A 22,167-nucleotide genomic window follows, 5' to 3' on the forward strand; every position below is an offset into this window, starting at 1 on the left:
GCATCGGCGGCCGCCCTGCCCGCTCAGAACGAGCGCGGCAGGCCCAGGATGTGTTCCGCGACGTACGAATAGATCAGGTTGGTCGAGATCGGCGCAACCTGGTACAGGCGCGTCTCGCGGAACTTGCGTTCGACGTCGTATTCGCAGGCAAAGCCAAAGCCGCCGTGGAACTGCAGGCAGGCGTTGCCGGCTTCCCAGCTGGCCTTGGCCGCCAGGTACTTGGCCATGTTGGCCTGGGCGCCCATCGGCTCGTGCTTGTCGAACAGTTCGCAGGCCTTCCAGCGCATCAGGTTGGCGGCTTCCAGTTCGATGAAGGACTCGGCGATGGGGAACTGCACGCCCTGGTTCTGGCCGATCGGGCGGCCGAAGACTTCGCGCTCGCTGACGTACTTGGTGACGCGGTCCATGAACCAGTAGCCGTCCCCGATGCACTCGGCGGCGATCAGCGTGCGCTCGGCGTTGAGGCCGTCGAGGATGTACTTGAAGCCCTTGCCTTCCTCGCCGATCAGGTTTTCCTCGGGGATTTCCAGGTCTTCGAAGAACAGCTCGTTGGTCTCATGGTTGACCATGTTCGGGATCGGCCGCACGGTCAGGCCCTTCTTCTGCGCTTCGTGCAGGTCCACCATGAAGATGGACATGCCTTCGCTTTTCTTCTTCACGTCGGCCAGCGCGGTGGTGCGCGCCAGCAGGATCATGAAGTCGCTGTGCTGTACGCGGCTGATCCACACCTTCTGGCCGTTGACGACATAGCGGCCGTCCTTCTTGACCGCCGAGGTCTTGATCTTGGTGGTGTCGGTGCCGGTGGTGGGCTCGGTCACGCCCATCGACTGCAGGCGCCATTCGCCGGAGGCGATCTTCGGCAGGTATTTGTCCTTCTGCGCCTTGGAGCCGTGGCGCAGCAGCGTGCCCATGTTGTACATCTGGCCGTGGCAGGCACCGGAATTGCCGCCGCTGCGGTTGATTTCTTCCATGATGACCGAGGCTTCGGTCAGGCCCAGGCCCGAGCCGCCGTATTCCTGCGGGATCAGCGCCGCCAGCCAGCCGGCCGCGGTCAGTGCGTTGACGAAGGCCTCGGGGTAGGCGCGCTGCTCGTCGACTTTGCGGAAGTACTCATCCGGGAATTCGGCGCAAAGCGCGCGCACGGCGTCGCGGATTTCTTGGTAGTTGTTCGATTGGGTCTGTTCGATCATGGCGCGTCGTTGGCGTAGGTACGGACGAAATTGCGGACGGAGTTTGCGGCGCTTCGGTCCCACGGATGGCTCATGGGGACGACCGAGGCTGTCTTGGCCGCAATAGTCGCTGCGATCGCCGCCTCGGGCAATCAGCCATTGCGAAAGCGCGCCTTCCACTGCGCTTAAGGCCGGCATCCCGGGCCCGAGGTGCCGTTTTCGCAAACGCCGAAGCCGACCATTGGCATTGTCAAATAGCGCAAAACCCACTTTGGCGACATTCTCACGGCTATCTCCTGATGAAGACATAGGACCCGCACATGGCAGTGAGCTACCAGCACCTCAAGCAGCGCCCGTTCGCCCCCGTACGCCAGCGCTATACCGAGCGCGACACCATGCTGTATGCGCTCAGCCTGGGGCTGGGCAACGATCCGCTGGACGCGGCCGCCCTGCCCTTCGTGTTCGAGGGCGCCGCCGGTGGGTTGCGCACGCTGCCGTCGCAGGCCGTGGTGCTGGGCTATCCCGGCTTCTGGGCGCGCGAGGCCGATACCGGCATCGACTGGGTCAAGCTGCTGCACGGCGAGCAACGCATGCGCCTGCACCGTACGCTGCCGGCCAGCGCCGACATCGTCGGCCATAACCGCATCACGCACCTGACCGACAAGGGTGAAGGCAAGGGCGCGATCATGGTGACCGAGCGCCGGCTCGAAACGGCAGACGGCGAACTGCTGGCGACGGTGCAGCAGGTCAGCTTCCTGCGCGGCGACGGCGGCTACAGCCAGCGCGACGGCGGCCAGCCCAGCGACGATCCGCTGCCCGCTCTGCGCCCCACCCCGGAGGACCGCGCGCCGGACTTCACCGACATCCAGGCGATCCGCCCCGAAGCCGCGCTGCTGTATCGCCTGATGGGCGACTTCAACCCGCTGCATGCCGACCCGGCAGTCGCCAAGGCAGCCGGTTTCGAGCGTCCGATCCTGCACGGCCTGGCCAGCTACGGGCTGGTCGCGCATGCACTGGTGCGCCAGTGCGCGGACCACGATCCGTCCCGCCTGCGCGCGCTGGATATCCGCTTCACCGCGCCAGTGTTTCCGGGCGAGACGCTGGTCACCGAGATCTGGCGCACGCCGGACCATCCCAACCACTTCCAGGTGCGTGCCCGCGTGGCCGAGCGCGACAAGGTAGTGCTCAGCCACGGCTGGGCCGAGATCGCCTGAGTTCGCAGCGCCCTATGCACCCTATGCATCCCGCAACCGTGGACAACAACAACCTGGCCGCCGCGCTGCAGGCACTGCTGCACCCCGGCGACCATATCTGGTGGGGCCAGGCCACCGCCGAGCCGCTGACGCTGACGCGCGCGCTGGTCGGGCAGCGTCACGCGCTCGCTAAAGGTGGCAGGCTCAGCGTGTTTGTCGGCATCGGCCAGTCCGACACGCTGCAGCCGGCGCAGGCCGACGTGATCGACTTCGTCGGCTACGCCGCCAGCGGCCCGCACCGTGCGCTGGCCAGGGCCGGCGTGCTGGACATCGTGCCCAGCCACTATTCGCACCTGCCCGGCCTGATCCGCGACGGCGCGCTGCGCGCCGACGTAGTGCTGGTACAGGTGTCGCCGCCCGACGAGGAAGGCCGCTACAGCATGGGCCTGGTGCATGAGTACATTCCCGCGGCGCTCGACCGGGCCCGCGTGATTGTCGCCGAGGTGAACCCGGAAGTGCCATGGACCTATGGCAGCCGCCACCTCACCGCGGACGAGTTCGACCTGCTGGTCGATGCCGCGCATGCGCCGATCAGCCTTGACCGCAGCGCTCCCGGCCCGGCGGAACAGGCGATCGCCCGCCATATCGCGGGCTGGGTCGAGGATGGCGCAACGCTGCAGATGGGCATCGGCAACCTGCCCGAGGCCGTGGTGGCCGCGCTGCACGACCGCCGCGACCTCGGCCTGCACAGCGGCGCGGTCGGCGACGGCATTGCCGCGCTGGCCGAGGCCGGTGTGCTGACCAATGCGCGCAAGAGCATCGATACCGGCATTGGCATCGGCGGCATCCTGATGGGCAGCGAGCGCCTGCGCCGCTGGGCCCACCGCAACCCGACGCTCCAGCTGCGCGAGACCAGCTACACGCATCATCCCGAGGTGCTGGCCAGCATCGACAAGTTCACGGCGATCAATTCGGCGATCGAGGTTGACCTGACCGGCCAGGTGAATGCCGAAGTGGCGGCTGGCGTTTATGTCGGCGCGGTTGGCGGCGCGGTGGACTTCCTGCGCGGCGCCGCGCGCAGCCGCGGTGGCCTGCCCATCGTCGCCCTGCCCGCGACCGCCAAGGGCGCGAGCCGCATCGTGGCGCAACTGTCGGGCCCGGTCAGCACGCCGCGCTCGGATGCCGGCCTGATCGTCACCGAATACGGCGTCGCCGACCTGCGCGGCCAGACCCTGTCGCAGCGCGTGCGCCGCATGCTGGACATCGCCGCGCCGGAACACCGGGAAGACCTGGAGCGCCAGGCCCACGCCCTGCTGCGCCAGTGCGGCGCGGTTTTCGTTGCCACCGGGGGCACGGCCTGACCGGGCCCCAGCTTCGCTACCCAACAGAATTTCCAAGGAGACTTCCATGCGCCGAGCCGCAATCGTCACCCCCCTCCGTACTCCCGTCGGCACCTTCGGCGGCAGCCTGCGCCCCGTGTCCGTCGAGGAACTGGCCGCCACCACCGTGCGCGCCGTGGTCGAACGCAGCGGCATCGACCCCGCCCGCATCGACGACGTGGTCTTTGCCCAGTCCTACGCCAACAGCGAAGTGCCCTGCGTGGGCCGCTGGGCCGCGCTGCAGGCTGGCCTGCCGGTCGAAGTGCCGGGCATGCAGCTGGACCGCCGCTGCGGCGGCGGCCTGCAGGCCATCGTCACGGCGTCGATGATGGTGCAGAGCGGCGCTGCCGACGTGGTCATCGCCGGCGGCGTCGAGAGCATGAGCAATATCGAGTACTACACCACCGACATGCGCTGGGGCTCGCGCTCGGGCAACGTGAAGTTCTACGACCGCCTCGACCGCGGCCGCGAGCGTTCGCAGCCGGTCGAGCGCTTCGGCAAGATCTCCGGAATGATCGAGACCGCCGAGAACCTGGCGCGCGACTACGGCATCAGCCGCGAGCAGGCCGACGCGTTCTCCGTGCGCAGCCACGAGCGCGCAGCGGCGGCGTGGGAATCGGGCCGTTTCGACGCCGAGATCGTGCCGGTGCAGGTGCCGCAGCGCAAGGGCGACCCGGTCACGTTCGCGCGTGACGAGGGCTTCCGTCCCGGCACCTCGATGGAAAGCCTGGGCAAGCTGCGCGCGCTGACGCCCAATGGCACCGTCACGGCCGGCAACGCCAGCCAGCAGAACGATGCCTCGGCCGCCTGCCTGATCGTGGCCGAAGACAAGCTGGCCGAACTGGGCCTGACCCCGATGGCGACGCTGGTGGGCTGGGCCGCCGCGGGCTGCGAGCCGTCGCACATGGGCATCGGCCCGGTGCCGGCGGTGAAGAAGCTGCTCAAGCGCCTGAACCTGACGCTTGACCAGATGGACCTGGTGGAACTGAACGAAGCCTTTGCCTGCCAGGTGCTGGCCGTGCTGAAGGGCTGGGAATGGAACGACCAGGACGCGATCGAGCAGAAGCTCAACGTGAACGGCTCGGGCATCTCGCTGGGCCACCCGATCGGCGCCACGGGCGTGCGCATCCTGGCCACGCTGCTGCACGAACTGCAGCGCCGTGGCGGCCGCTATGGCCTGGAAACCATGTGCATCGGCGGCGGCCAGGGCATCGCCGCGGTGTTCGAGCGCTGCTGATCGCGCGCTTTCGATCTGCCTTACCTGTCCGCAGTACCGCACGGCCCCATCGGGAGCGAGGAGCCGTGCCTGCCTGCTTGCATGGCTGTCTGCATTATCCGCATTACGTATTACGCATTACGTAGGAGAAGTATCTTGATTTCCACCTCACGCCGCCACCTGCTGTTGTCCGGACTGGCCCTGTGCGCCGCAACCCTGGCCAGCGGCCCTGCCGCCGCGCAGGGCAATGGCCAGCCGGTCCGCCTCGTGGTCGGCTATGCCGCGGGCGGGCCCGCGGACCAGGCCGCGCGGCTCTTTGCCGTAGCGCTGGGCAAGACGCTCAACACCACCGTCATCGTCGACAACAAGCCCGGCGCCAATGCCACGCTGGCCGGGTATGAAGTGGTGCGCGCCAAGGCGGACGGCGCCACGCTGTGGTTTGCCGCCAGCGCCGCGCTGACGGTGGCGCCGAACATCATGAAGAGCCTGCCCTTTGACCCGGCCCGCGACCTGACGCCGGTGGCCCCGGTGGCGCGCTACTACAACATGCTGGTGGCCAACACGAAGGAGCCGTTCAAGACCACGCAGGAACTGGTGGCGTACGCCAAGGCCCATCCGGACAAGCTCAGCTACGGCTCCTCCGGCGTGGGCAGCTCCAACCACGTCGCCATGGCGCTGTTCGCGCGGCAGGCGCAGGTCGATCTGAACCACATCCCGTACAAGGGCAATGCCCCTGCCATGACCGACACCATCGGCGGCCAGATCGACATGATGTTCGACATCATCAGCACCGCCAGCGGCTATGTGCAGAGCGGCAAGGTCAAGCCCATCGCCGTGGGTTCGCCCAGGCGCAATCCGTCGCTGCCCAACGTGCCGACCTTCCGCGAAGCCGGCATTCCAGCGCTGAAAGACTACGAGGCCGGTGGCTGGTATGCCATCTACGCGCCCAAGGGGCTGGCGCCGGAACTGACGCAGAAGCTGGCGACCGCGGTGCGGCAGGCCGTGGACGATGCCGAACTCAAGAAGCGCTACGCCGAACTGGGCTACGAGCAGTGGAGCGGCACCACGCAGGACGTCGTCAACACCGCCGCGCGCGAGCGCACGCAGTGGGCCGGCGTGCTCAAGGGCGTGACGCTGGACTGAGCCTCCTTCTCGTCCCGCACATTGCCCCCCACATGCCGCGCACATTGCCTCCCACTCGCCCCCGCACCGACCCGACACTGAGGAAACCCCGACATGATCCGCGATAACGACACCCTGGAAGCCCTGCTCGACAGCGTGCGGCGCTTCGTGCGCGAACGCCTGGTGCCCGCCGAGGCACTGGTTGCCGAAACCGATGAAATCCCGCAGGACATCGTGCAGGACATGCGCGAGATGGGCCTGTTCGGCATGACCATCCCCGAGCGCTTCGGCGGCCTGGAACTGACCATGGAAGAAGAAGCGCGCGTGGTCATGGAGCTGTGCCAGACCTCGCCGGCGTTCCGCTCGCTGCTGGGCACCACCGTCGGCATCGGCTCGCAGGGCATCCTGATGGACGGCACGCCGGAGCAGCAGCAAGCCTGGCTGCCGCGCCTGGCCACCGGCGAGATCCTGGCCTCGTTCGCGCTGACCGAGCCGGATGCGGGTTCGGATGCGGGCTCGCTGCGCACCACTGCCGTCAGGGACGGCGACCACTACGTGGTCAACGGCACCAAGCGCTTCATCACCAACGCGCCGCAGGCCGGGATGTTTACGCTGATGGCCCGGACCAATCCGGACATCAAGGGCTCGGCCGGGGTCTCGGCCTTTATCGTCGACGCGAAGACGCCGGGCATCAGCTTCGGCAAGCGGGACGTCAAGATGGGCCAGAAAGGCGCGCATACCTGCGACGTGATCTTCGAGAACGTGCGGGTGCCGGCGTCCAACCTGATCGGCCTGAAGGAAGGCCAGGGCTTCAAGACCGCGATGAAGGTGCTGGACAAGGGCCGGCTCCACATCTCGGCGGTCAGCGTGGGCGTGGCCAAACGCGTGCTGCGCGACGCGCTCAACTACGCGCTGGAGCGCCAGCAGTTCGGCCAGCCGATCTGCGAGTTCCAGCTGATCCAGGCCATGCTGGCCGACAGCCAGGCCGAGCTCTACGCCGCCGAATGCATGGTGATCGACGCCGCGCGCCGCCGCGACGAAGGCAAGAACGTTTCCACCGAAGCCTCATGCTGCAAGATGTTCGCCACCGAGATGGTGGGCCGCGTGGCCGACCGCGCGGTTCAGATTCTCGGCGGTTCCGGCTATATTTCGGAGTACGGCATCGAGCGCTTCTACCGCGACGTGCGCCTGTTCCGCCTGTATGAAGGCACCACGCAGATCCAGCAGGTCATCATCGCCCGCAACATGATCCGCGAGGCGCGCGGCGCCTGAGGGCCGAGCTGCCGAGATGCCCCCACGCTGCCCGCCCCGCAACATCCCGCACCGGGCAGCAACGATGCAACCGCCACGATTTCCATGACTGATTCCGCCACCAACTCCCTTCCCGACCTGCCGCCCCCTTCGCCGCGCACGGGCGCGCTGAGCCACCTGCGCGTGCTCGACCTGTCGCGCGTGCTGGCCGGGCCGTGGTCCACCCAGAACCTGGCGGACATGGGCGCCGATGTCATCAAGATCGAAAAGCCCGGCGAAGGCGACGATACCCGGCACTGGGGCCCTCCGTTCCTGTCGGGCGAGGATGGCGCGCCCACGCGGCAGGCGAGCTATTTCACCGCGGCCAACCGCAACAAGCGCTCGGTCACCGTGGACATGTCTAAGCCGGAAGGCCAGGCACTGATCCGCGAGCTGGCCCGCCACAGCGACGTCGTGGTCGAAAACTTCAAGACCGGCGGCCTCAAGCGCTATGGCCTGGACTACGAGAGCCTGAGCGCGATCAATCCGCGCCTGGTCTATTGCTCGGTGACCGGCTTTGGCCACACGGGGCCGTACGCCGCCCGCCCCGGCTACGACCTGCTGATCCAGGCCATGAGCGGCCTGATGAGCATCACCGGCCATGCCGACAGCGAACCCGGCGGCGGCCCGATGAAGGTGGGCGTGGCGGTGATCGACCTGTTTACCGGCATGTACGCCACCACCGCGATCCTGAGCGCGCTGGAAGCGCGCCACTACACCGGCCGCGGCCAGCATATCGACATCGCCCTGCTCGACGTGGCGATGGCGGTGCTGGCCAACCAGGGCGCGGGCTTCCTCAATGCCGAGGACGTGCCCCGCCGCCAGGGCAATATCCACCCGAGCGTGGTGCCCTACCAGGACTTCCCCACCGCCGACGGCAACATGCTGCTGGCGATCGGCAACGACGGCCAGTTCGCGCGCTTCTGCGAGGCCGCGGGCGTGGACTGGGCCCGCGATGAGCGCTATGCCACCAACACCGGCCGCGTCAACAACCGCAAGGTGCTGATCGCGATGATGATGGAGCTGACGCGCACCCGCACCACCGCCGGATGGGTCACGCTGCTCGAAGCCAATTCCGTGCCGTGCGGCCCGATCAACAACATCGCCCAGGCGTACGCCGACCCGCATGTGCAGTCGCGCGGCCTGCGCATCGAGCAGTCGCGCTATCCGGGCGAGCAGCCGCCCGCCGGCCAGAGCGTCAATCGGGTAGTGACCGCCGCCAGTCCGCTGCGCCTCTCGGAGACGCCGCCCACGCTGCGCTATGCCCCGCCGGCGCTGGGCCAGCACACCGAGGAGGTGCTGCGCGACTACCTGAAGCTCGATGCGGAACAGGTGGAGGCGCTGCGCACCAAGGGCGTGGTGTAAGCCGATACGACGACAAGGCGCCCAGGCCCTCACACGGTTGCCCGAAGACCATGCGCATCGAACTCCAGGCTTTCTCGCATATGCATGTGTCGCGGCTGTTGCCGGCCTTCCCGCTGGTGATCGCCGCGGCGCAGGGCAAGACCCTGGTACGGCGCCGCGGCTTCGAGCGCGTGGTCGTTCCCGGGCAGCCTTTGGTGGTGGCACCCTTCGAAACCGTCGACCTGTACCTCGACGGCGGCGCGATGCAGCCGGCCTGCTGCAGCCTGCAAATGCGGTTGCGGCCCGGCGGCGCGCCCGGCGCGTCGCTGCATCACCGGCTGTCGCGGCGCGTCTTCATGCAGCCGCAGCACACATGGAGCGCGGCCTTTATCGCCGGCTTGCTGCGCGCTTCGCCCACGCAGGTGCGGCGCACGCTGTTCTCGGAAGGTGCCGCATTGACGGAACTGTGCCGCACGCAGCGGCTGATGCGGGCCTTGTTCGAGGTCCTGCATGACAATCCCGGCGCCGAGGAACTGAAGCGCCGCATCGGCTGGTCGCCGCGCAGCGACCTGGAGGCCGCCTTCTACGACTGGTTCGGCCTCTCGCTGCACGCGCTGGCACGATCCGGCGCCCGGAGGCCTGCCGCCGATGCCACGCGCGCCGCGGCGTTCGTACCGCGCTGGCTGGAACAGCAGATGGCCTGACCCACGCGCTTTCGGCAACCTCGAAAGGGGCCTTTGCCGATGCGCGATTGCAGCGCACCAGCCGCGCACATACACTGGCGTCGTCCGCTTTGCCGGACGGTTTTCTACCCCGCACAAGGACTTTCCGCGCGATGCCCCCGGACCGAGCCAACCTACAACGGATCAGCGACATCCCCCGCCACTGGGCCACCGAGGCCCCTGACCGCGCGGCGGTATTCGAGGATGGCCGCATCGTCACCTTCGCCCAACTGTGGCAGGGAATCGAAGATGCCCAGGCCTGGCTGCAGGCGCAGGGCGTCGGCACCGGAGACCGGGTGCTGGTCGTTGCCGAGAACTGCCTCGCCGTGATCACGCTGGTATTCGCCTTGTCCGAACTGGGCGCGTGGCCGGTGGTGGTCAACGCGCGCCTGTCGGAACGCGAGATCGAGGTGATCCGCTCGCACTGCCAGCCGCGCCTGATGCTGTTTACGCACGCAGCATCGCCCGACGCGCTGCGGCACGGCGTGCGTTACCGTGGCCGCGAGATCGCGCCCACCGGCCTCGGCCCGCTGATGGCCAGCGCGGCCGACAACGCCAGCGAGCGCGAGCCCGAAGCCCTGGCACGCGAGGTCGCCGTGCTGATCTACACCTCCGGCACCACCGGGCAGCCCAAGGGCGTGATGGTGACGCACCGCGGCCTGCTGCACTTTGCCCGCGTCACGGTGGAATCGCGCCGCATGCAGCCTGACGACTGTGCCTATGCGGTCATGCCGATGTCGCATGTCTTCGGACTGGGCACGCTGCTGGTGTCGACCTTCCAGGCCGGCGCGAGCCTCTACCTGAGCGCGCGTTTCAACGCGGCGGACGTCACCGCGGCGATCCGGAAAGGGGCGATCACCCTGCTGCAGGGCGTGCCGACCATGTTCAGCCGCATCCTCGCGCATGTGCGCGCCAGCGGCATGCCGCTGGCGCCGTCACCCAGGCTGCGCTACCTGTACACCGGCGGCGGGCCGCTCGATCCCACGCTCAAGCAGGAAGTCGAAGCGATGTTCGGCCAGCCGCTGCACCATGGCTACGGCATGACCGAATACGCGGGCTCGCTGTTCGTCACGCGCATGAACCGGCCGCGCGCCGATTGCTCGGCGGGTGAGATCGTCGAAGGTGCCGAACTGCAAGTGGTCGGGCCAGAAGGCCAGCCGGTGCCGGCCGGCGAACCCGGCGAGCTGTGGGTCAGGGGCCCCGGTGTCATGCGCGGCTATTACCGGGCACCGGCGCTGACCGCCGAGGCGCTGCGCTCCGGTGGCTGGCTCAATACCGGCGACCTCGGCCGGCTGGGGCCCGACGGCGCACTGTTCATCGTGGGCCGCACCAAGGACCTGATCATCCACTCGGGCTTCAACGTCTATCCGATCGAGGTCGAATCGGTAATCAACACCCATCCCTCGGTGCGCGTGTCGGCCGTGATCGGCCAGCCCGCCGCGGACGGTAACGAGCAAGTGATTGCCTTTGTCGAGATCAAGGACGGCGAGAAGTTCGATGCGGAGGCACTGCACGACTACCTGGTCGACCGCCTGTCGCCGTACAAGCGCCCGGAGAAGATCCTGCGCGTCGCCAGCATCCCGACCACGGCCAGCGGCAAGCTGCTCAAGCACCAGCTCAAGCAGATGGTTTCGCAGCAGAAATAGTGGTAGCGGTAGCGGCGGCGGGGGCGATCAGGCGGGGGCGATCAGTCCTGCCGCCCGAGTCCGTCCTCGACCAGCAGGTCGACCAGCTTGCGTGCGAACAGCGGCAACGCGCCGACATCCGCCACGCACACCTGCAGCTTGCGCTCGGCCCATTCGTCGTTGAGCTGGATGATGCGCAGCGCCATCGTGCCGGCATGCCGCGCGGCCGTGCTCTCGGGCAGCACGCCGACGCCGACATTGGCCTCGATCATGCGGCAGGCAGTCTCGAAATTGCTGACCTGGACACGCCAGCGCAGCTCACGCTGCAGGTCGACCGCGGCACGCTTGAGGAAATTGTGGATGGCACTGGCTTCCGGCAGGCCGATAAAGTCGTAGTCGAGCGTATCGATGAAATCGACGGTGTCGCGCTCGGCAAGTGGGTGGCTCAGCGCGGTCGCGAGCACCAGCCGGTCACGCCGGTAAGGCATGACCTCCAGTCCTTCGGTGCGCACGTTGCCGGCGATGATGCCGATGTCGACCATCCCCTCCTGCACTGCACGCACGATATCCGGGCTGAGCCGCTCCTGCATGTCGATGGTCACGTCGGGATTGTTCACGAGGTAGGTGCGCAGCACCGCGGGCAAAAACTCGCTCATCGCCGTGGTGTTGGCAAAGACGCGCACATGGCCCTTCACGCCGGCCACGTATTCCTGCAGATCGCCACTGAGTTGCTCCAGCTGGCGGATCACGCGGCGCGCGTGGGCCAGCAAGGTCTCGCCGGCACCGGTGACCTTCACGCCCTGGCTGCTGCGGCTCAGCAGCTTGACGCCGACGTACTCTTCCAGGTTCTTGATCCGGGTGCTGGCCGCGGCCAGCGACAGGTGGGAACGCTGCGCGCCGCCGGTCAGGCTCTGGGCCTCGGCAATATGCGTAAACAGTTTCAGATCGACCAGATCAAAGCGCATTACATCGTTCCCTAGCGTGGTACGGGATTATCGCGCAAAGGCGCCGCCCGTACACGACGCCGGTGCGAATGCCGCACTGCGGGGGCGAATATCGCCCAGCGATGGTGGCCTGTGCGGAGGGCTGACAGACGTTAGGTAGAATTTGCGTTGCTGTCGCGGCGCAGCATCCGCCACATTGGCGGCCTGCCCGCGATTTCCCGACAACATCCCCCCATCATGCCCAAGCGCAACGACAACGCCCTCCCCGTCGACACCCGCGAAAAGCTGCTGCGCCTGGCGGCACGCGCCTTCGGCACGCAGGGCTACGCCGCCGCCACCATGCGCGGCATCGCCGACCAGGCCGGCATCGAGGCGGCCAGTATCTACTATCACTTTGCCTCCAAGGAAGAGTTGCTCGAAGCGGTGATGGAGCATGGCGCGCAGAGCATCGTCGCCCATACGCGCGCGCGCATCGCGGCGCTGCCGCCCGGCGCCGACGCCGAGCAGCGTTTCCGCGCCGGACTGCTGGGACTGCTGGGCGCCATGGTCGAGTATGGCGACTACACCCTGGCCCAGGGGCGCCAGCTGGCCGAGTTGCCGGACAAGGTGCGCGAGCGCCAGATCCGGCGCCGGGCCAGGCACCAGGAGTTCTGGAACGGCTTGCTGGAAGACCTGCGCGCCGAAGGCCGCTTGCGCGAGGAGGTCGATATCGCGCTGTGCCGCGTCCTTATCCTCAGCACCATTGCCTCGGCGCAGACCTGGTTCAATCCCAAGAAGGGCACCGCCGAAAAAGTCGTCGACCAGTTGTGCGGCATCCTGTTCGAGGGGATCCGGCCGAGACCGGCACGCAAGCCCGTGCGGCGCGGGCCCCGGCCTCGGGCTGGATAGCGGGCTCCAGCCCCTGGGTGGCGCAGAACTCCTTGAAGGCTTGTGTTCCGGCAGCCTTGGTCATGGCCGTGGAAAGCTGGCTGACGATGGCCTGCGGCGTGCCGTGCCGCGCAAACGCCCACATTGGCGTCACCAGCTCATAGCCCTTCAGGCCAACCTCGTCCAGCGTGGGCGCGTCCGGGAAATACGCGGACCGGCGCGCGCTGGTGACTGCCAGCACGCGCAGGCGCCCCGCCTTGACCAGCGGCAGCGACGTCGCCACCCCGCCAAAGCCGGCGTAACAGCGAGCCATATGGCCCAGCCAGTGCCACGGTCAGGTCGAGCACCCGGATCCCTTCGAGGGGCCGCGATTGATTTGCTGCCACGACTGTCTCCTTTTTCTTGCGCCGGACCGCGTGGCCGGCGCCATGTGTGTGGATTCGATGCTAGTGAAGCGCCCCGGTTGCGCTCAAGTCATCACTGGCGAACCGGTGATTCGCATTGCGCGAACCCCGCGCGGACGCGCTCAGACGATGCCGGCCTGGCGCATCGCCTGCACCTGTACGCGGTCGTAGCCGACCTCGGCCAGCACTTCTTCGGTGTGTTCGCCAACGGTAGGCGGCCGCCGCGCCACATCGGGAGGCGTGCGCGACAGCATGGCGGGGGGTGCAACGATGGGAGCCTTGCGGGGCAGCCCGGGATAATCGAGCCAGATATAGGCGCCCGAGTCCTGGATCGAAGCGTCGTCCAGCGCCTCGCGCGGTGAATAGATCGGGGCGGCCGGGATCCTGGCCTGCTCCAGCGCCTGCAGCGCTTCGGCGCGGGTGCGGCCGGCGCACCACTTTCCCATCAGGCCGCTGAGGAATTCGCCGTGCTCGCCGCGCCCCAGGTCATCGCCGAAGCGCGGATCGTCGGCCAGTTCCGGCATGCCGACCAGCGTGGCCCAGCGCCGGAACAGCGGCTGCCCGATCACCTGGGCAATGATCCAGCCATCGGTCACGCGGAAGATGTCGGAGGGGCCATAGGACGGGCTACGGTTGCCGATCGCCCGCCGGTCGAGGGACAGCGCCGCTTCCTCGATCAGCGCGCCGCTGGACAGGTTCAGCGCGGTCTGCAGCAGCGAGGCCTCGACGCATTGCCCGCGCCCGCTCATGCGGCGTTCATACAGCGCCATCACCGTGCCGAGCGCGCAAGACAGCGCCGTGGAGAAATCGACCACCGGCACCATCGCCTTGGTCGGGCTGTCGGGCGTGCCCGACATATACACTGCGCCACTCATCGCCTGGCCGACGCCATCGAAGCCGACGCGGTGCCCCGCGCCCTCATGCGAGCCGAACGCCGTGGAAGCGGTCAGGATGATGGCGGGATTGATCGCGCTCAGCGTGGCGTAGTCCAGCCCGAGATTCGCCAGGGTCCGGGGCGGCATGTTGGCCACCACCACGTCGGCGGTCTCGACCAGGCGGCGTACCACCTCGCGGCCTGCGTCGCTGTCGATGTCCAGCGTGATCGAGCGCTTGTTGCGGTTGCACTGCAGGAACAGCGCGCCCTCACCCGATTCCGTGACGGGCACGATAAAACGGTCTTCGCTGCCGCCGACCCGGTCGATACGGATGACATCGGCGCCGTAGTCGGCAAGCAATGCCGCGCAGAACGGCCCGGCGATAAAGCGTCCGAAATCGAGGACGCGGATTCCTTCAAGCACCTTGGACATCTTGTTCGTTTCCATGTTGACTTCACTGCCATGCTGGAAACGATCGTGGCCGCCGCACGCCTGGCAGTCAACGCAGATACCCGCGGTGTTCCGTGCTTCGAAAATGCAGTGCCGGGTGGCGGGGAAGCGACCGCGCCGTGCGGCTCAGCGACCGCGCCGTGCGGCTCAGGCTACCGAACGGTGCCGTTCCGGGGCGCGAGGCAGCGCGAGCCGACGTGCCGCATGCATGGACAGGCCAAAGCGGTCGTAGAAGGCGCAGTCGAGGTCGCTATTGGCGGGCCAGCCGGCAAAGCGCGCCAGGTTGGCCGTCGCCACATGCCCCGACATGGCTTCGAACAGCACGCGCATCAGCCGCTGCGTCCGGCACAGGTCGGTCAGCGCCGTGCCCTGCGCGAACAGCGTGCGCCGGACCTGCGCGGCAGACATGTCGAGCCGTCCGGCGATGAACGCGGCGCTCCAGGCGTATTGCGGCTGCAGGAACACCCGCTTGCAGATGCGGTGATGCAGCGGCGCCTGTGGCGCGGCGGGCATCACGCCGTGGAGTTCGAGGTAGCATGCCGCGGGCTGCGCGCCGCAGCCGTCAAGATGGAGATCAACGGCTTCGAACGGCGCGACCGCGATCTCCTGGCCCGGCAGCAGCACGCGTTCGTAGCCGCGCCGCCTGACCACCGCCCGTCCCTGCGTGGCGGCGACCGACAGCGGGAAGGCCAGCAGCAGCCGCTGCAGGCTGACATGCATGGGGGACTGCAGATGGACTTGCATGATGGCTCGGAAAGCGGTCTGTGACGATGACTATCATCGCCGCCCGCGAGAATTCCTGCCTCTGCAATTTCCGAACGCCCCATTCGCCGCCACCGCACGGGGCGCTCGCAGATGCTGCCGGATTCAGCCGCGGGACCGGCCGAGGAAGGCTGCTACGCAAGCACTCAGGCTGACGTCGTGGTCGGGAACACCGGCGCGCGCTTCTCCCGGAACGATGCCACGCCCTCCTTGACCTCCGGGCCGCCGAAGCCGAACATCTCCAGCGCCAGCGACGCGTCGAAGGTCGGGCCCGCCTGGCGCAGCCAGTTGTTCAGCGAATACTTGGTCCAGCGGATCGCAGAGGGTGCGCCATTGGCCAGGCGCGTGGCGATCGACACCGCGGTGTCCTGCAGTTCCGCCTCGTCAACGGCCAGCGACACCAGTCCCATCTGTTCGGCCTTCTCGCCGCTCACCGGTTCGCACAGCAGCAGGTGGTACTTGGCCTTGGCCATGCCGCACAGCAGCGGCCACACGATCGCGGCGTGGTCGCCGGCGGCAACGCCCAGCCGCGTATGCCCGTCCACCAGCCGCGCGGTGCGTGCCGCCACCGAGATATCGGCAAGCAGCGCCGCGACCAGCCCCGCGCCGACGGCGGAGCCGTGGATGGCCGAGACGATCGGCTTGGCGCAGTTGATGATGTTGTAGACCAGGTCCTTCGACTCACGCCAGACGCGCGCGCGCGCCTCGAAGGAATCGATCATCTCCTCGACCATATCGAAATCGCCGCCGGCGGAGAATGCCTTGCCGGCGCCGCACAGCACCACGGCGCGAACGCTGGGATCGGCGTCGATATCGCGCCAGACGCGGGCGATCTCATCATGGCCGCGCGCATCCAGCGCGTTGAGCCGCTCGGGGCGGTTCAGCGTGATGCGCAGCACGCCATCGCCGGGGCGGTCGAATGCCAGGCTGGAATAGTGCTCGTAGGCCGCGCCAGGCGCGGTGTTGCTCTTCGACATGGAATCTCCTGAATAAAAAATGCGGGACGTGTGCAGCGAACAAGGAAATGCACACGCCCCGCGAGTCAGTACGCGCTCAATGCGCCGCGGCGGCGCGGATCTCTTCCAGCGCGGGCGGGTTGTCCAGCGCGGACAGGTCGCCCGCGGGCAGGCCGGTATAGACGCTGCGGATCACGCGGCGCATGATCTTCGAGCTGCGCGTCTTGGGCAGTTGCGCGACCACGTGGACCACCGACGGGCGGAACGGACGTCCCAGCCGGCCGTCGACATGCGTGCTGACGGCCGCTGCCAGCGCCTCATGCGACTGCGTCATGGCAGCCGATGGCACCAGGAACACCACCAGCTTCTGTCCCTTGACCGGGTCGTCGACCCCGATGGCGGCGGCTTCGGCGATGTCGGGCAGTTCCAGCAACACGTCTTCGATCTCGGCCGGGCCGAGGCGCTTGCCGGCAAGCTTGATGGTGTCGTCCGAGCGGCCCATCATGAACCAGCTGCCGTCTTCGCGGCGCAGCGCCAGGTCGCCATGCACCCAGATGCCCGGCACGGTGTGCCAGTAGGTGTCGAGATAGCGTTCATCGTCCTGCCAGAACGACTGCGTCATGCCGACAAAGGGCCGGCGGATCGCCAGTTCGCCCACGGCGTTGGTGAGCGGCTTGCCATCCGCGTCGACCACGTCGGCCGCCACCGATGGCGACGCGGTATTGAATCCGGCCGGGCTGATCGGCTTGACGATCACGCTGGACAGCAGCGCGCCGGAGACCTCGGTGCCGCCGGTGTAGTTGATGACCGGGCTGCGGCCACCGCCGAACGCCTGCTGGAACCACAGGAAATGCTCGGGCGCGATGCTCTCGCCCGCGGTGATCAGCAGCCGGACCGTCGAGGTATCGCCTTGCGTGGCGACCGCTTCATTGGCGGCCAGGCCGCGGATCAGCGTCGGCGCCGAGCCGAAATGCGTCACGCCGTAGCGCTCGACGATGCGCGACATGCGCGACCAGTCCGGGTAGTCGGGGGCGCCGTCGTAGCAGACCAGCGTCGCGCCGCGCAGCAGCGCGCACGACATCACCAGCGTGCCGGCGACCCAGCCCATGTCAGCCGGCCAGCAGAACACGTCCTTCGGGCTCAGGTTAAAGTGGATCGCCGCGTCATGCGCGATCTTCATCGGGAAGCTGCCGTGCGTATGGACGGTGCCCTTGGGCTTCCCGGTGGTGCCCGAGGTATAGATGATCATAAAGGGATCATCCGGCGACATGACCGCAGGCGCGGCATCCGGCTGCGCACCGGCGACCTGCTGCCAGTCCGCCACCTTGCCGCCGAAGGCGATGTCCTCGCCTGCATGCTTCCAGACCGTTGTGCCGAGTTCCGGCAGGCGCGACAGCGCCTGGTCGACCAGGCTGCGGGTATCGACCCACTTGCCTCGGCGCGAGAAGCCGGTGGTAGCCACCAGCGCGCTGGCCGAGCACGACTCGAGGCGCGACACGATCGCATCGACGCCGAAGCCGCTGAACAGCGGCACCGCCACCGCGCCGATCCACGCGATGGCCAGCGCCGTCACCGTGGCCTCGACGCCGTTTTCCATCAGCAGGCCAACACGGTCGCCACGCCGGATGCCAAGGGCTTTCAGGCCGCCGGCAAAGCCGGCCACCTTGCGCGCCAGGTCGGCGTAGCTCAGCTGCTCGACCGCACCGCCCTCCTTTTCTGCCACCACGGCGGCCCGCGACGCCATCGCGGCATCGTCGGACCAGCGCAGCACGGACTTGACCCAGTTGAGCTTTCCGCCTGGAAACCACCGCGGAAACGGCTGCCCCCTGGAAGCGTCGACGTATTGCTCGTACGGCACGTCCCAGACCATGCCGCAGTAGTCGATGACGGCGTTCCAGTACGCGTCCGGCTTTTCATTCGAGAACGCCAGCAGCGCGTCGTAGTCCTTCAGGCCCAGGCGCGCGGCCAGCGCCGATACGTTCGCCGTGGCGATATCGTCGCTTGTCGGGACCCAGTCATTGTGCAGAGAATCACTCATCGGAAATCCAGCGGTAGGGTTGCACGGTTGCCGCGGCGCGATACGGCAGGGCCGGCTCGTGCCGCGTCGGCAGCGCCTTGGGACGCTCGCCATCGCATGGATTCAGCGTGCTCGCCGGCCTGGCCGCAGTCAACCGGCATGGGCGCGTTGTGCCGTACTTTGAAACGGCGCCGACGGGATTTTCATTGCACGGCACAATTGCGGCGTGCGCTTTGACGCGCCCCCATGGCATCTCCAGACTCCGCCCACACAAGACCACAACGGAGGAGATGCATGAAGACCCGGATCTACGCAGCAATGCTGTTATCGGCGGCCGCGCCATTCGCCGCCGCGCAATCGTCCGTCACGCTGTACGGCGTGGCGGATATCGGACTGGAATACCTGAGCCACGCCAACGCCGCCGGCGACAAGCTGTTCCGCATGACGTCCGGCAACGTGTCGGGTTCGCGCTGGGGCCTTCGCGGCGTCGAGGACCTGGGCAGCGGCATGAAGGCGGTGTATGCGCTGGAAAGCGGGTTCGAACTCGACAGCGGCGTTTCCAGCCAGGGCGGCCGGCTGTTCGGGCGCCAGGCTTTTGTCGGGCTTGACCACCAGTGGGGGCGCCTGACGCTGGGCCGGCAGCAGAACGCGCTGTTCGACCTGCTGATCAACTACGAGCCGATGGTGCTGGCGGCCCGCTACTCGGCGCTGGCGATCGATGCCAACCTGGCGGGCCGCTATGACAACACCGCCAAGTACACCGGCAAGTTCGGTCCTGTCACCGCCACCGCGCTGTACAGCTTTGCGCGCGGCACCAGCATCACCAGCGGCGGCACCACGACACTGGCGACCGAAGTGCCCGGCGACGTGAAGAGCGACCGTGCCTTCGGTGCCGGGCTCGAGTATGCCGGCGGCAATTTCGGCGCCACCCTCATCTACGACCAGCAGCAAGGCACGCGCGGCATCACCGGCCAGAACTCGGGCCAGACCGACCGGCGCATCGCGGCGGCGGCAAATGCCAGCTTCGGCAGGTCGACGGTGCTGGCGGGCTACCGCTGGTTCAATGGCGATATCGGCGTCGCGCCGGGTTCGCCGCAGCGCCGCAACGACCTGTTTTGGCTGGGCTACCGCTTCCAGGCGACGCCTGCCCTGATGCTGACCGGAGCCGGCTACTACCTGAACAACAAGCGCAACGGGCAGGATCCGTGGATGCTGGTGGCATCGGCCAACTATGCGCTGTCCAAACGCACCGACGCGTTCCTGAACGTTGGCTACGTGCGCAACAAGGACAACTCCAACCTCGGCCTCAACGGCTTCGGCAGCACCGTCACGCCGGGCGAGAACCAGACCGGGGTGATGGTCAATATCCGGCATAAGTTCTGACGGCCGGGGAGTGGCCCGCTGCCTGTCCGGTTCTGGAGCACCTACCGGGCATCGCCATCGATGCTGGCCGATGTGCGGCCCGGCACGCAATGACCACCGGAAGCGTCACCGATCTGATCCAATAGTCATCGGCCGCTGGTGGTATTTCCTCCAGGCGGGCACCTGCACGCCCGACTCCCCTTGCGGGTGCCTCATGGTTCGCTTGATCTCCCCGCGGTAGCGCCGGAAGATGGCTTGTTGTGACACAAGTCCCGGACCCATGGCGTTCCGGGTGGCGCAAGTCCGCGCAAATCCTTACAGGGACATTCAGATGACACCAACCAAAGCCTGTCCGATTGTCCTCAGACGCACGCAGAACCGTGTGGAGATCCTCGCCTTCGAGCATCCCCTCTCCGGATTCCAGATCGTCAAAGGCACGATCGAGCCTGGCGAACCCCCGGCAGATGCCGCAGTGCGCGAACTGCGCGAGGAGTCAGGGATAACGGGCGTGGCTACGGCCGACCTGGGCTTGTGGGAATCCGGATTCGAACAACAGATATGGTCGCTCCATCTCTGCGAGCCAACGCAGCCGCAGCCGCTGCCGGACACCTGGGAGCATCACACCGCCGATGATGACGGCCATGTGTTCAGGTTCTTCTGGCATCCCTTAGGCGAGGCTCCATCCGAGCAGTGGCAATCGTTGTTCAGGGATGCGCTTTCCGTCATCGGCGAGCGACTGGCAAGGATGGGAAAGTCCTAGAGCGACATGCAGGCGTAGCTGCGGACCCTGAGCACCGCTTCCTGCTGGAAGCTGGTTTTGTACTCGCTGGCGATGGCGCGTGCCGCCGCCTCGCTGCGCTCGTTGGGGGCATGCATCAGGCTTAGCACGCGCGTGGCCTCGCTGACGACCTTGCCGTTTGCGCCGCGCCATTGGCCGGAAGCCGGCCAGACCGTGAAGCCGTCCGGGAAGCGCGGTGCCACGGAGGTTTGAACGAAGGCGTCCCATTCCGCCTCCGACACGGTTCCGCCGGGCTTTGCCATGCCGAAGTACAGCAATTCGCTGATCGCCGCCTGTTCTCCGGCCGGGCATGTGGGAGCTGGCGCCGTTGCGCAACCGGAAAGCGCGGTTGCCAGCGCGATGGCGATGGCATTCCCGGCACGAGACGAAGGCAGGCAACGAATCTGCATCCGTGCAGATTAGTGCAGCGTCCAGCCTTCGTAAATGGCAAACGCGGTGAACGCGGTGAACGCGGTGAGTGGAGTGAACGATGCCGGATCCGCCTGCCTACCGGCATCCCTCCATGCCTCAGCGGCTATCAACGTCCAATACCGCCTGCGCAAACGCCACCGGCGCCTCGTGCGGCGGATTGTGGCCGATCCCGCCGGTCAGGTCGCGGTGCTCATACGGCCCGGTGAACTTGCTCGCATACGAACTGGGCGTCGGATGCGGCGCGCCGTTCGCGTCGCCTTCCATGGTGATGGTTGGCACGCTGATGGTCGGCGCGGTGGCGAGGCGCTTTTCGAAGTCGTCGAACCGCGCCTCGCCGGCAGCGAGACCCTGGCGCCAGCGGTAGTTGTGGATGGTGATGGCAACGTGATCCGGATTGTCCAGGGCAACCGCGCTGCGATGGAAGGTGGCATCGTCGAACTCCCATTTCGGCGACGCCAGTTTCCAGATCAGCCTGGCAAACTGGTGCGTGTATTGCTGGTAACCGGCCTGGCCACGGTCGGTGGCGAAGTAGAACTGGTACCACCATTGCAGTTCGGCCTCCGGCGGCAGCGGCTTCTTGCCGGCGGCCTGGCTGCCGATCAGGTAGCCGCTGACCGAGACCAGCGCCCGGCAACGGTCCGGCCACAGCGCGGCCATGATGCCGGCGGTGCGCGCGCCCCAGTCAAAGCCGGCGACCACGGCGGTCGGGATGCGCAGCGCGTCCATCAGCGCGATCATGTCGGCAGCGATGGCCGACGGCTGTCCGTTGCGCATCGTCGCAGACGACAGGAAGGTGGTCGAGCCGAAACCGCGCAGATAGGGAATGATCACGCGATAGCCGCGTGCCGCGAGCAGTGGCGCCACGTCGGCAAAACTGTGGATGTCATACGGCCAGCCGTGCAGCAGCAGCGCGACGGGCCCGTCGGCCGGGCCGGCTTCGGCGTAGCCGACGTTGAGTACCCCGGCGTTGACCTGGCGGATCGCCGCGAAAGTCTTATGGGTGCCTGGCGCGGTCGGCGGCAACGGGGCCGTCTTGCGAAATCCGGCCTGGGGCTGGGCGGCGTGCGACAGGCTGACGTGCGCGGCGGCCAGCGTCAGGGCGGCGGCGCCCAGGAAGCCGCGGCGCGGCAGATCGATGGTTGTTGACATCCTTTTCTCCTAGCAAGTGATCGAACCGAAAACGAGTCTAGGCAGCGAAGGCAAGCGCAATGTGTCGAATTGCAGGGGGTCTTGTATCCGCATGTATCTGGGAGCACTTGT

At 67.4% G+C, this 22,167-nt stretch carries 19 protein-coding genes and 1 pseudogene; 11 read left to right on the top strand and 9 right to left on the bottom strand.

Going from position 1 to position 22,167, the window contains the following annotated elements:
- Positions 1 to 23: 23 nt before the first annotated feature.
- Positions 24 to 1,190, bottom strand: a complete 1,167-nt coding sequence (locus CTP10_RS24060) for an acyl-CoA dehydrogenase family protein (RefSeq protein ID WP_116322707.1) — start codon at positions 1,188 to 1,190, stop codon at positions 24 to 26.
- A 299-nt stretch (positions 1,191 to 1,489) separates the two neighbouring features.
- Between CTP10_RS24060 and CTP10_RS24065 the strand changes: the two genes are divergently transcribed.
- From CTP10_RS24065 to CTP10_RS24100, 8 genes are all read left to right on the top strand, one after another.
- Entirely contained in the window at positions 1,490 to 2,383 is an 894-nt protein-coding gene (locus tag CTP10_RS24065) for a MaoC family dehydratase (RefSeq protein ID WP_116322708.1), read from the top strand.
- Positions 2,384 to 2,406: 23 nt separating this feature from the next.
- The gene (locus tag CTP10_RS24070; protein WP_116322709.1) at positions 2,407 to 3,723 is read left to right on the top strand and encodes an acetyl-CoA hydrolase/transferase family protein; all 1,317 of its coding nucleotides are present in this window, start codon (positions 2,407 to 2,409) and stop codon (positions 3,721 to 3,723) included.
- A gap of 46 nt (positions 3,724 to 3,769) precedes the next feature.
- Positions 3,770 to 4,978, top strand: a complete 1,209-nt coding sequence (locus CTP10_RS24075) for an acetyl-CoA C-acetyltransferase (RefSeq protein ID WP_116322710.1) — start codon at positions 3,770 to 3,772, stop codon at positions 4,976 to 4,978.
- Positions 4,979 to 5,113: 135 nt separating this feature from the next.
- A complete protein-coding gene (locus CTP10_RS24080) occupies positions 5,114 to 6,100 on the top strand; it encodes a Bug family tripartite tricarboxylate transporter substrate binding protein (RefSeq protein WP_199414698.1) in 987 nt (328 codons plus the stop codon).
- A 93-nt stretch (positions 6,101 to 6,193) separates the two neighbouring features.
- Positions 6,194 to 7,351, top strand: a complete 1,158-nt coding sequence (locus tag CTP10_RS24085; protein WP_116322712.1) for an acyl-CoA dehydrogenase family protein — start codon at positions 6,194 to 6,196, stop codon at positions 7,349 to 7,351.
- 84 nt (positions 7,352 to 7,435) lie between these two features.
- Positions 7,436 to 8,734: a CaiB/BaiF CoA transferase family protein gene (locus CTP10_RS24090; protein WP_116322713.1), complete on the top strand. Its 1,299-nt coding sequence runs from the start codon at positions 7,436 to 7,438 to the stop codon at positions 8,732 to 8,734.
- A gap of 50 nt (positions 8,735 to 8,784) precedes the next feature.
- Complete coding sequence (locus CTP10_RS24095) at positions 8,785 to 9,417, top strand: AraC family transcriptional regulator (RefSeq protein ID WP_199414699.1); 633 nt, start codon at positions 8,785 to 8,787, stop codon at positions 9,415 to 9,417.
- A 131-nt stretch (positions 9,418 to 9,548) separates the two neighbouring features.
- Positions 9,549 to 11,081, top strand: a complete 1,533-nt coding sequence (locus CTP10_RS24100) for a class I adenylate-forming enzyme family protein (protein ID WP_116322714.1) — start codon at positions 9,549 to 9,551, stop codon at positions 11,079 to 11,081.
- 41 nt (positions 11,082 to 11,122) lie between these two features.
- Here the strand turns inward: CTP10_RS24100 and CTP10_RS24105 are convergent, their stop codons facing one another.
- A complete protein-coding gene (locus tag CTP10_RS24105) occupies positions 11,123 to 12,025 on the bottom strand; it encodes a LysR family transcriptional regulator (RefSeq protein WP_116322715.1) in 903 nt (300 codons plus the stop codon).
- Between the two features lie 216 nt (positions 12,026 to 12,241).
- Between CTP10_RS24105 and CTP10_RS24110 the strand changes: the two genes are divergently transcribed.
- Positions 12,242 to 12,892: a TetR/AcrR family transcriptional regulator gene (locus CTP10_RS24110; RefSeq protein WP_116322745.1), complete on the top strand. Its 651-nt coding sequence runs from the start codon at positions 12,242 to 12,244 to the stop codon at positions 12,890 to 12,892.
- Between the two features lie 58 nt (positions 12,893 to 12,950).
- Here the strand turns inward: CTP10_RS24110 and CTP10_RS41295 are convergent.
- The 5 genes and pseudogenes from CTP10_RS41295 to CTP10_RS24130 form a co-directional block, all read right to left on the bottom strand.
- A pseudogene (locus tag CTP10_RS41295) lies at positions 12,951 to 13,184 on the bottom strand (tripartite tricarboxylate transporter substrate-binding protein); the annotation flags it as partial.
- A 213-nt stretch (positions 13,185 to 13,397) separates the two neighbouring features.
- Positions 13,398 to 14,597, bottom strand: a complete 1,200-nt coding sequence (locus tag CTP10_RS24115; RefSeq protein WP_233528353.1) for a CaiB/BaiF CoA transferase family protein — start codon at positions 14,595 to 14,597, stop codon at positions 13,398 to 13,400.
- Between the two features lie 150 nt (positions 14,598 to 14,747).
- Positions 14,748 to 15,344, bottom strand: coding sequence for an AraC family transcriptional regulator (locus CTP10_RS24120; RefSeq protein ID WP_116322718.1), 597 nt, complete (start codon positions 15,342 to 15,344; stop codon positions 14,748 to 14,750).
- A gap of 164 nt (positions 15,345 to 15,508) precedes the next feature.
- Positions 15,509 to 16,339: an enoyl-CoA hydratase/isomerase family protein gene (locus CTP10_RS24125; RefSeq protein WP_116322719.1), complete on the bottom strand. Its 831-nt coding sequence runs from the start codon at positions 16,337 to 16,339 to the stop codon at positions 15,509 to 15,511.
- Between the two features lie 76 nt (positions 16,340 to 16,415).
- Positions 16,416 to 18,356, bottom strand: coding sequence for an AMP-binding protein (locus tag CTP10_RS24130; protein WP_116322720.1), 1,941 nt, complete (start codon positions 18,354 to 18,356; stop codon positions 16,416 to 16,418).
- 273 nt (positions 18,357 to 18,629) lie between these two features.
- On the opposite strand from CTP10_RS24130, the gene CTP10_RS24135 reads away from it, so the two are divergent.
- Together CTP10_RS24135 and CTP10_RS24140 are read left to right on the top strand one after the other, a co-directional pair.
- Complete coding sequence (locus CTP10_RS24135) at positions 18,630 to 19,718, top strand: porin (protein ID WP_116322721.1); 1,089 nt, start codon at positions 18,630 to 18,632, stop codon at positions 19,716 to 19,718.
- 310 nt (positions 19,719 to 20,028) lie between these two features.
- Entirely contained in the window at positions 20,029 to 20,457 is a 429-nt protein-coding gene (locus CTP10_RS24140; protein WP_116322746.1) for an NUDIX hydrolase, read from the top strand.
- Here the strand turns inward: CTP10_RS24140 and CTP10_RS24145 are convergent.
- Together CTP10_RS24145 and CTP10_RS24150 are read right to left on the bottom strand one after the other, a co-directional pair.
- Complete coding sequence (locus CTP10_RS24145) at positions 20,454 to 20,738, bottom strand: DUF3574 domain-containing protein (RefSeq protein ID WP_158577733.1); 285 nt, start codon at positions 20,736 to 20,738, stop codon at positions 20,454 to 20,456. The genes CTP10_RS24140 and CTP10_RS24145 overlap by 4 nt on opposite strands.
- A gap of 265 nt (positions 20,739 to 21,003) precedes the next feature.
- Positions 21,004 to 22,056, bottom strand: a complete 1,053-nt coding sequence (locus CTP10_RS24150; protein ID WP_116322723.1) for an alpha/beta fold hydrolase — start codon at positions 22,054 to 22,056, stop codon at positions 21,004 to 21,006.
- Positions 22,057 to 22,167: the final 111 nt, after the last annotated feature.

It is taken from the genome of Cupriavidus sp. P-10, from assembly GCF_003402535.2.
Lineage (GTDB): Bacteria > Pseudomonadota > Gammaproteobacteria > Burkholderiales > Burkholderiaceae > Cupriavidus.

Excerpts from the sequence above, each read along its gene's own strand:
- CTP10_RS24065 (WP_116322708.1), top strand. The coding sequence starts at position 1,490 with ATGGCAGTGAGCTACCAGCACCTCAAGCAGCGCCCGTTCGCCCCCGTA.
- CTP10_RS24100 (WP_116322714.1), top strand. The coding sequence starts at position 9,549 with ATGCCCCCGGACCGAGCCAACCTACAACGGATCAGCGACATCCCCCGC.
- CTP10_RS24070 (WP_116322709.1), top strand. The coding sequence starts at position 2,407 with ATGCATCCCGCAACCGTGGACAACAACAACCTGGCCGCCGCGCTGCAG.
- CTP10_RS24075 (WP_116322710.1), top strand. The coding sequence starts at position 3,770 with ATGCGCCGAGCCGCAATCGTCACCCCCCTCCGTACTCCCGTCGGCACC.
- CTP10_RS24125 (WP_116322719.1), bottom strand. The coding sequence starts at position 16,339 with ATGTCGAAGAGCAACACCGCGCCTGGCGCGGCCTACGAGCACTATTCC.
- CTP10_RS24135 (WP_116322721.1), top strand. The coding sequence starts at position 18,630 with ATGAAGACCCGGATCTACGCAGCAATGCTGTTATCGGCGGCCGCGCCA.
- CTP10_RS24145 (WP_158577733.1), bottom strand. The coding sequence starts at position 20,738 with ATGGCAAAGCCCGGCGGAACCGTGTCGGAGGCGGAATGGGACGCCTTC.
- CTP10_RS24095 (WP_199414699.1), top strand. The coding sequence starts at position 8,785 with ATGCGCATCGAACTCCAGGCTTTCTCGCATATGCATGTGTCGCGGCTG.
- CTP10_RS24110 (WP_116322745.1), top strand. The coding sequence starts at position 12,242 with ATGCCCAAGCGCAACGACAACGCCCTCCCCGTCGACACCCGCGAAAAG.
- CTP10_RS24105 (WP_116322715.1), bottom strand. The coding sequence starts at position 12,025 with ATGCGCTTTGATCTGGTCGATCTGAAACTGTTTACGCATATTGCCGAG.
- CTP10_RS24060 (WP_116322707.1), bottom strand. The coding sequence starts at position 1,190 with ATGATCGAACAGACCCAATCGAACAACTACCAAGAAATCCGCGACGCC.
- CTP10_RS24090 (WP_116322713.1), top strand. The coding sequence starts at position 7,436 with ATGACTGATTCCGCCACCAACTCCCTTCCCGACCTGCCGCCCCCTTCG.
- CTP10_RS24120 (WP_116322718.1), bottom strand. The coding sequence starts at position 15,344 with ATGCAAGTCCATCTGCAGTCCCCCATGCATGTCAGCCTGCAGCGGCTG.
- CTP10_RS24085 (WP_116322712.1), top strand. The coding sequence starts at position 6,194 with ATGATCCGCGATAACGACACCCTGGAAGCCCTGCTCGACAGCGTGCGG.
- CTP10_RS24115 (WP_233528353.1), bottom strand. The coding sequence starts at position 14,597 with ATGGAAACGAACAAGATGTCCAAGGTGCTTGAAGGAATCCGCGTCCTC.
- CTP10_RS24140 (WP_116322746.1), top strand. The coding sequence starts at position 20,029 with ATGACACCAACCAAAGCCTGTCCGATTGTCCTCAGACGCACGCAGAAC.
- CTP10_RS24130 (WP_116322720.1), bottom strand. The coding sequence starts at position 18,356 with ATGAGTGATTCTCTGCACAATGACTGGGTCCCGACAAGCGACGATATC.
- CTP10_RS24150 (WP_116322723.1), bottom strand. The coding sequence starts at position 22,056 with ATGTCAACAACCATCGATCTGCCGCGCCGCGGCTTCCTGGGCGCCGCC.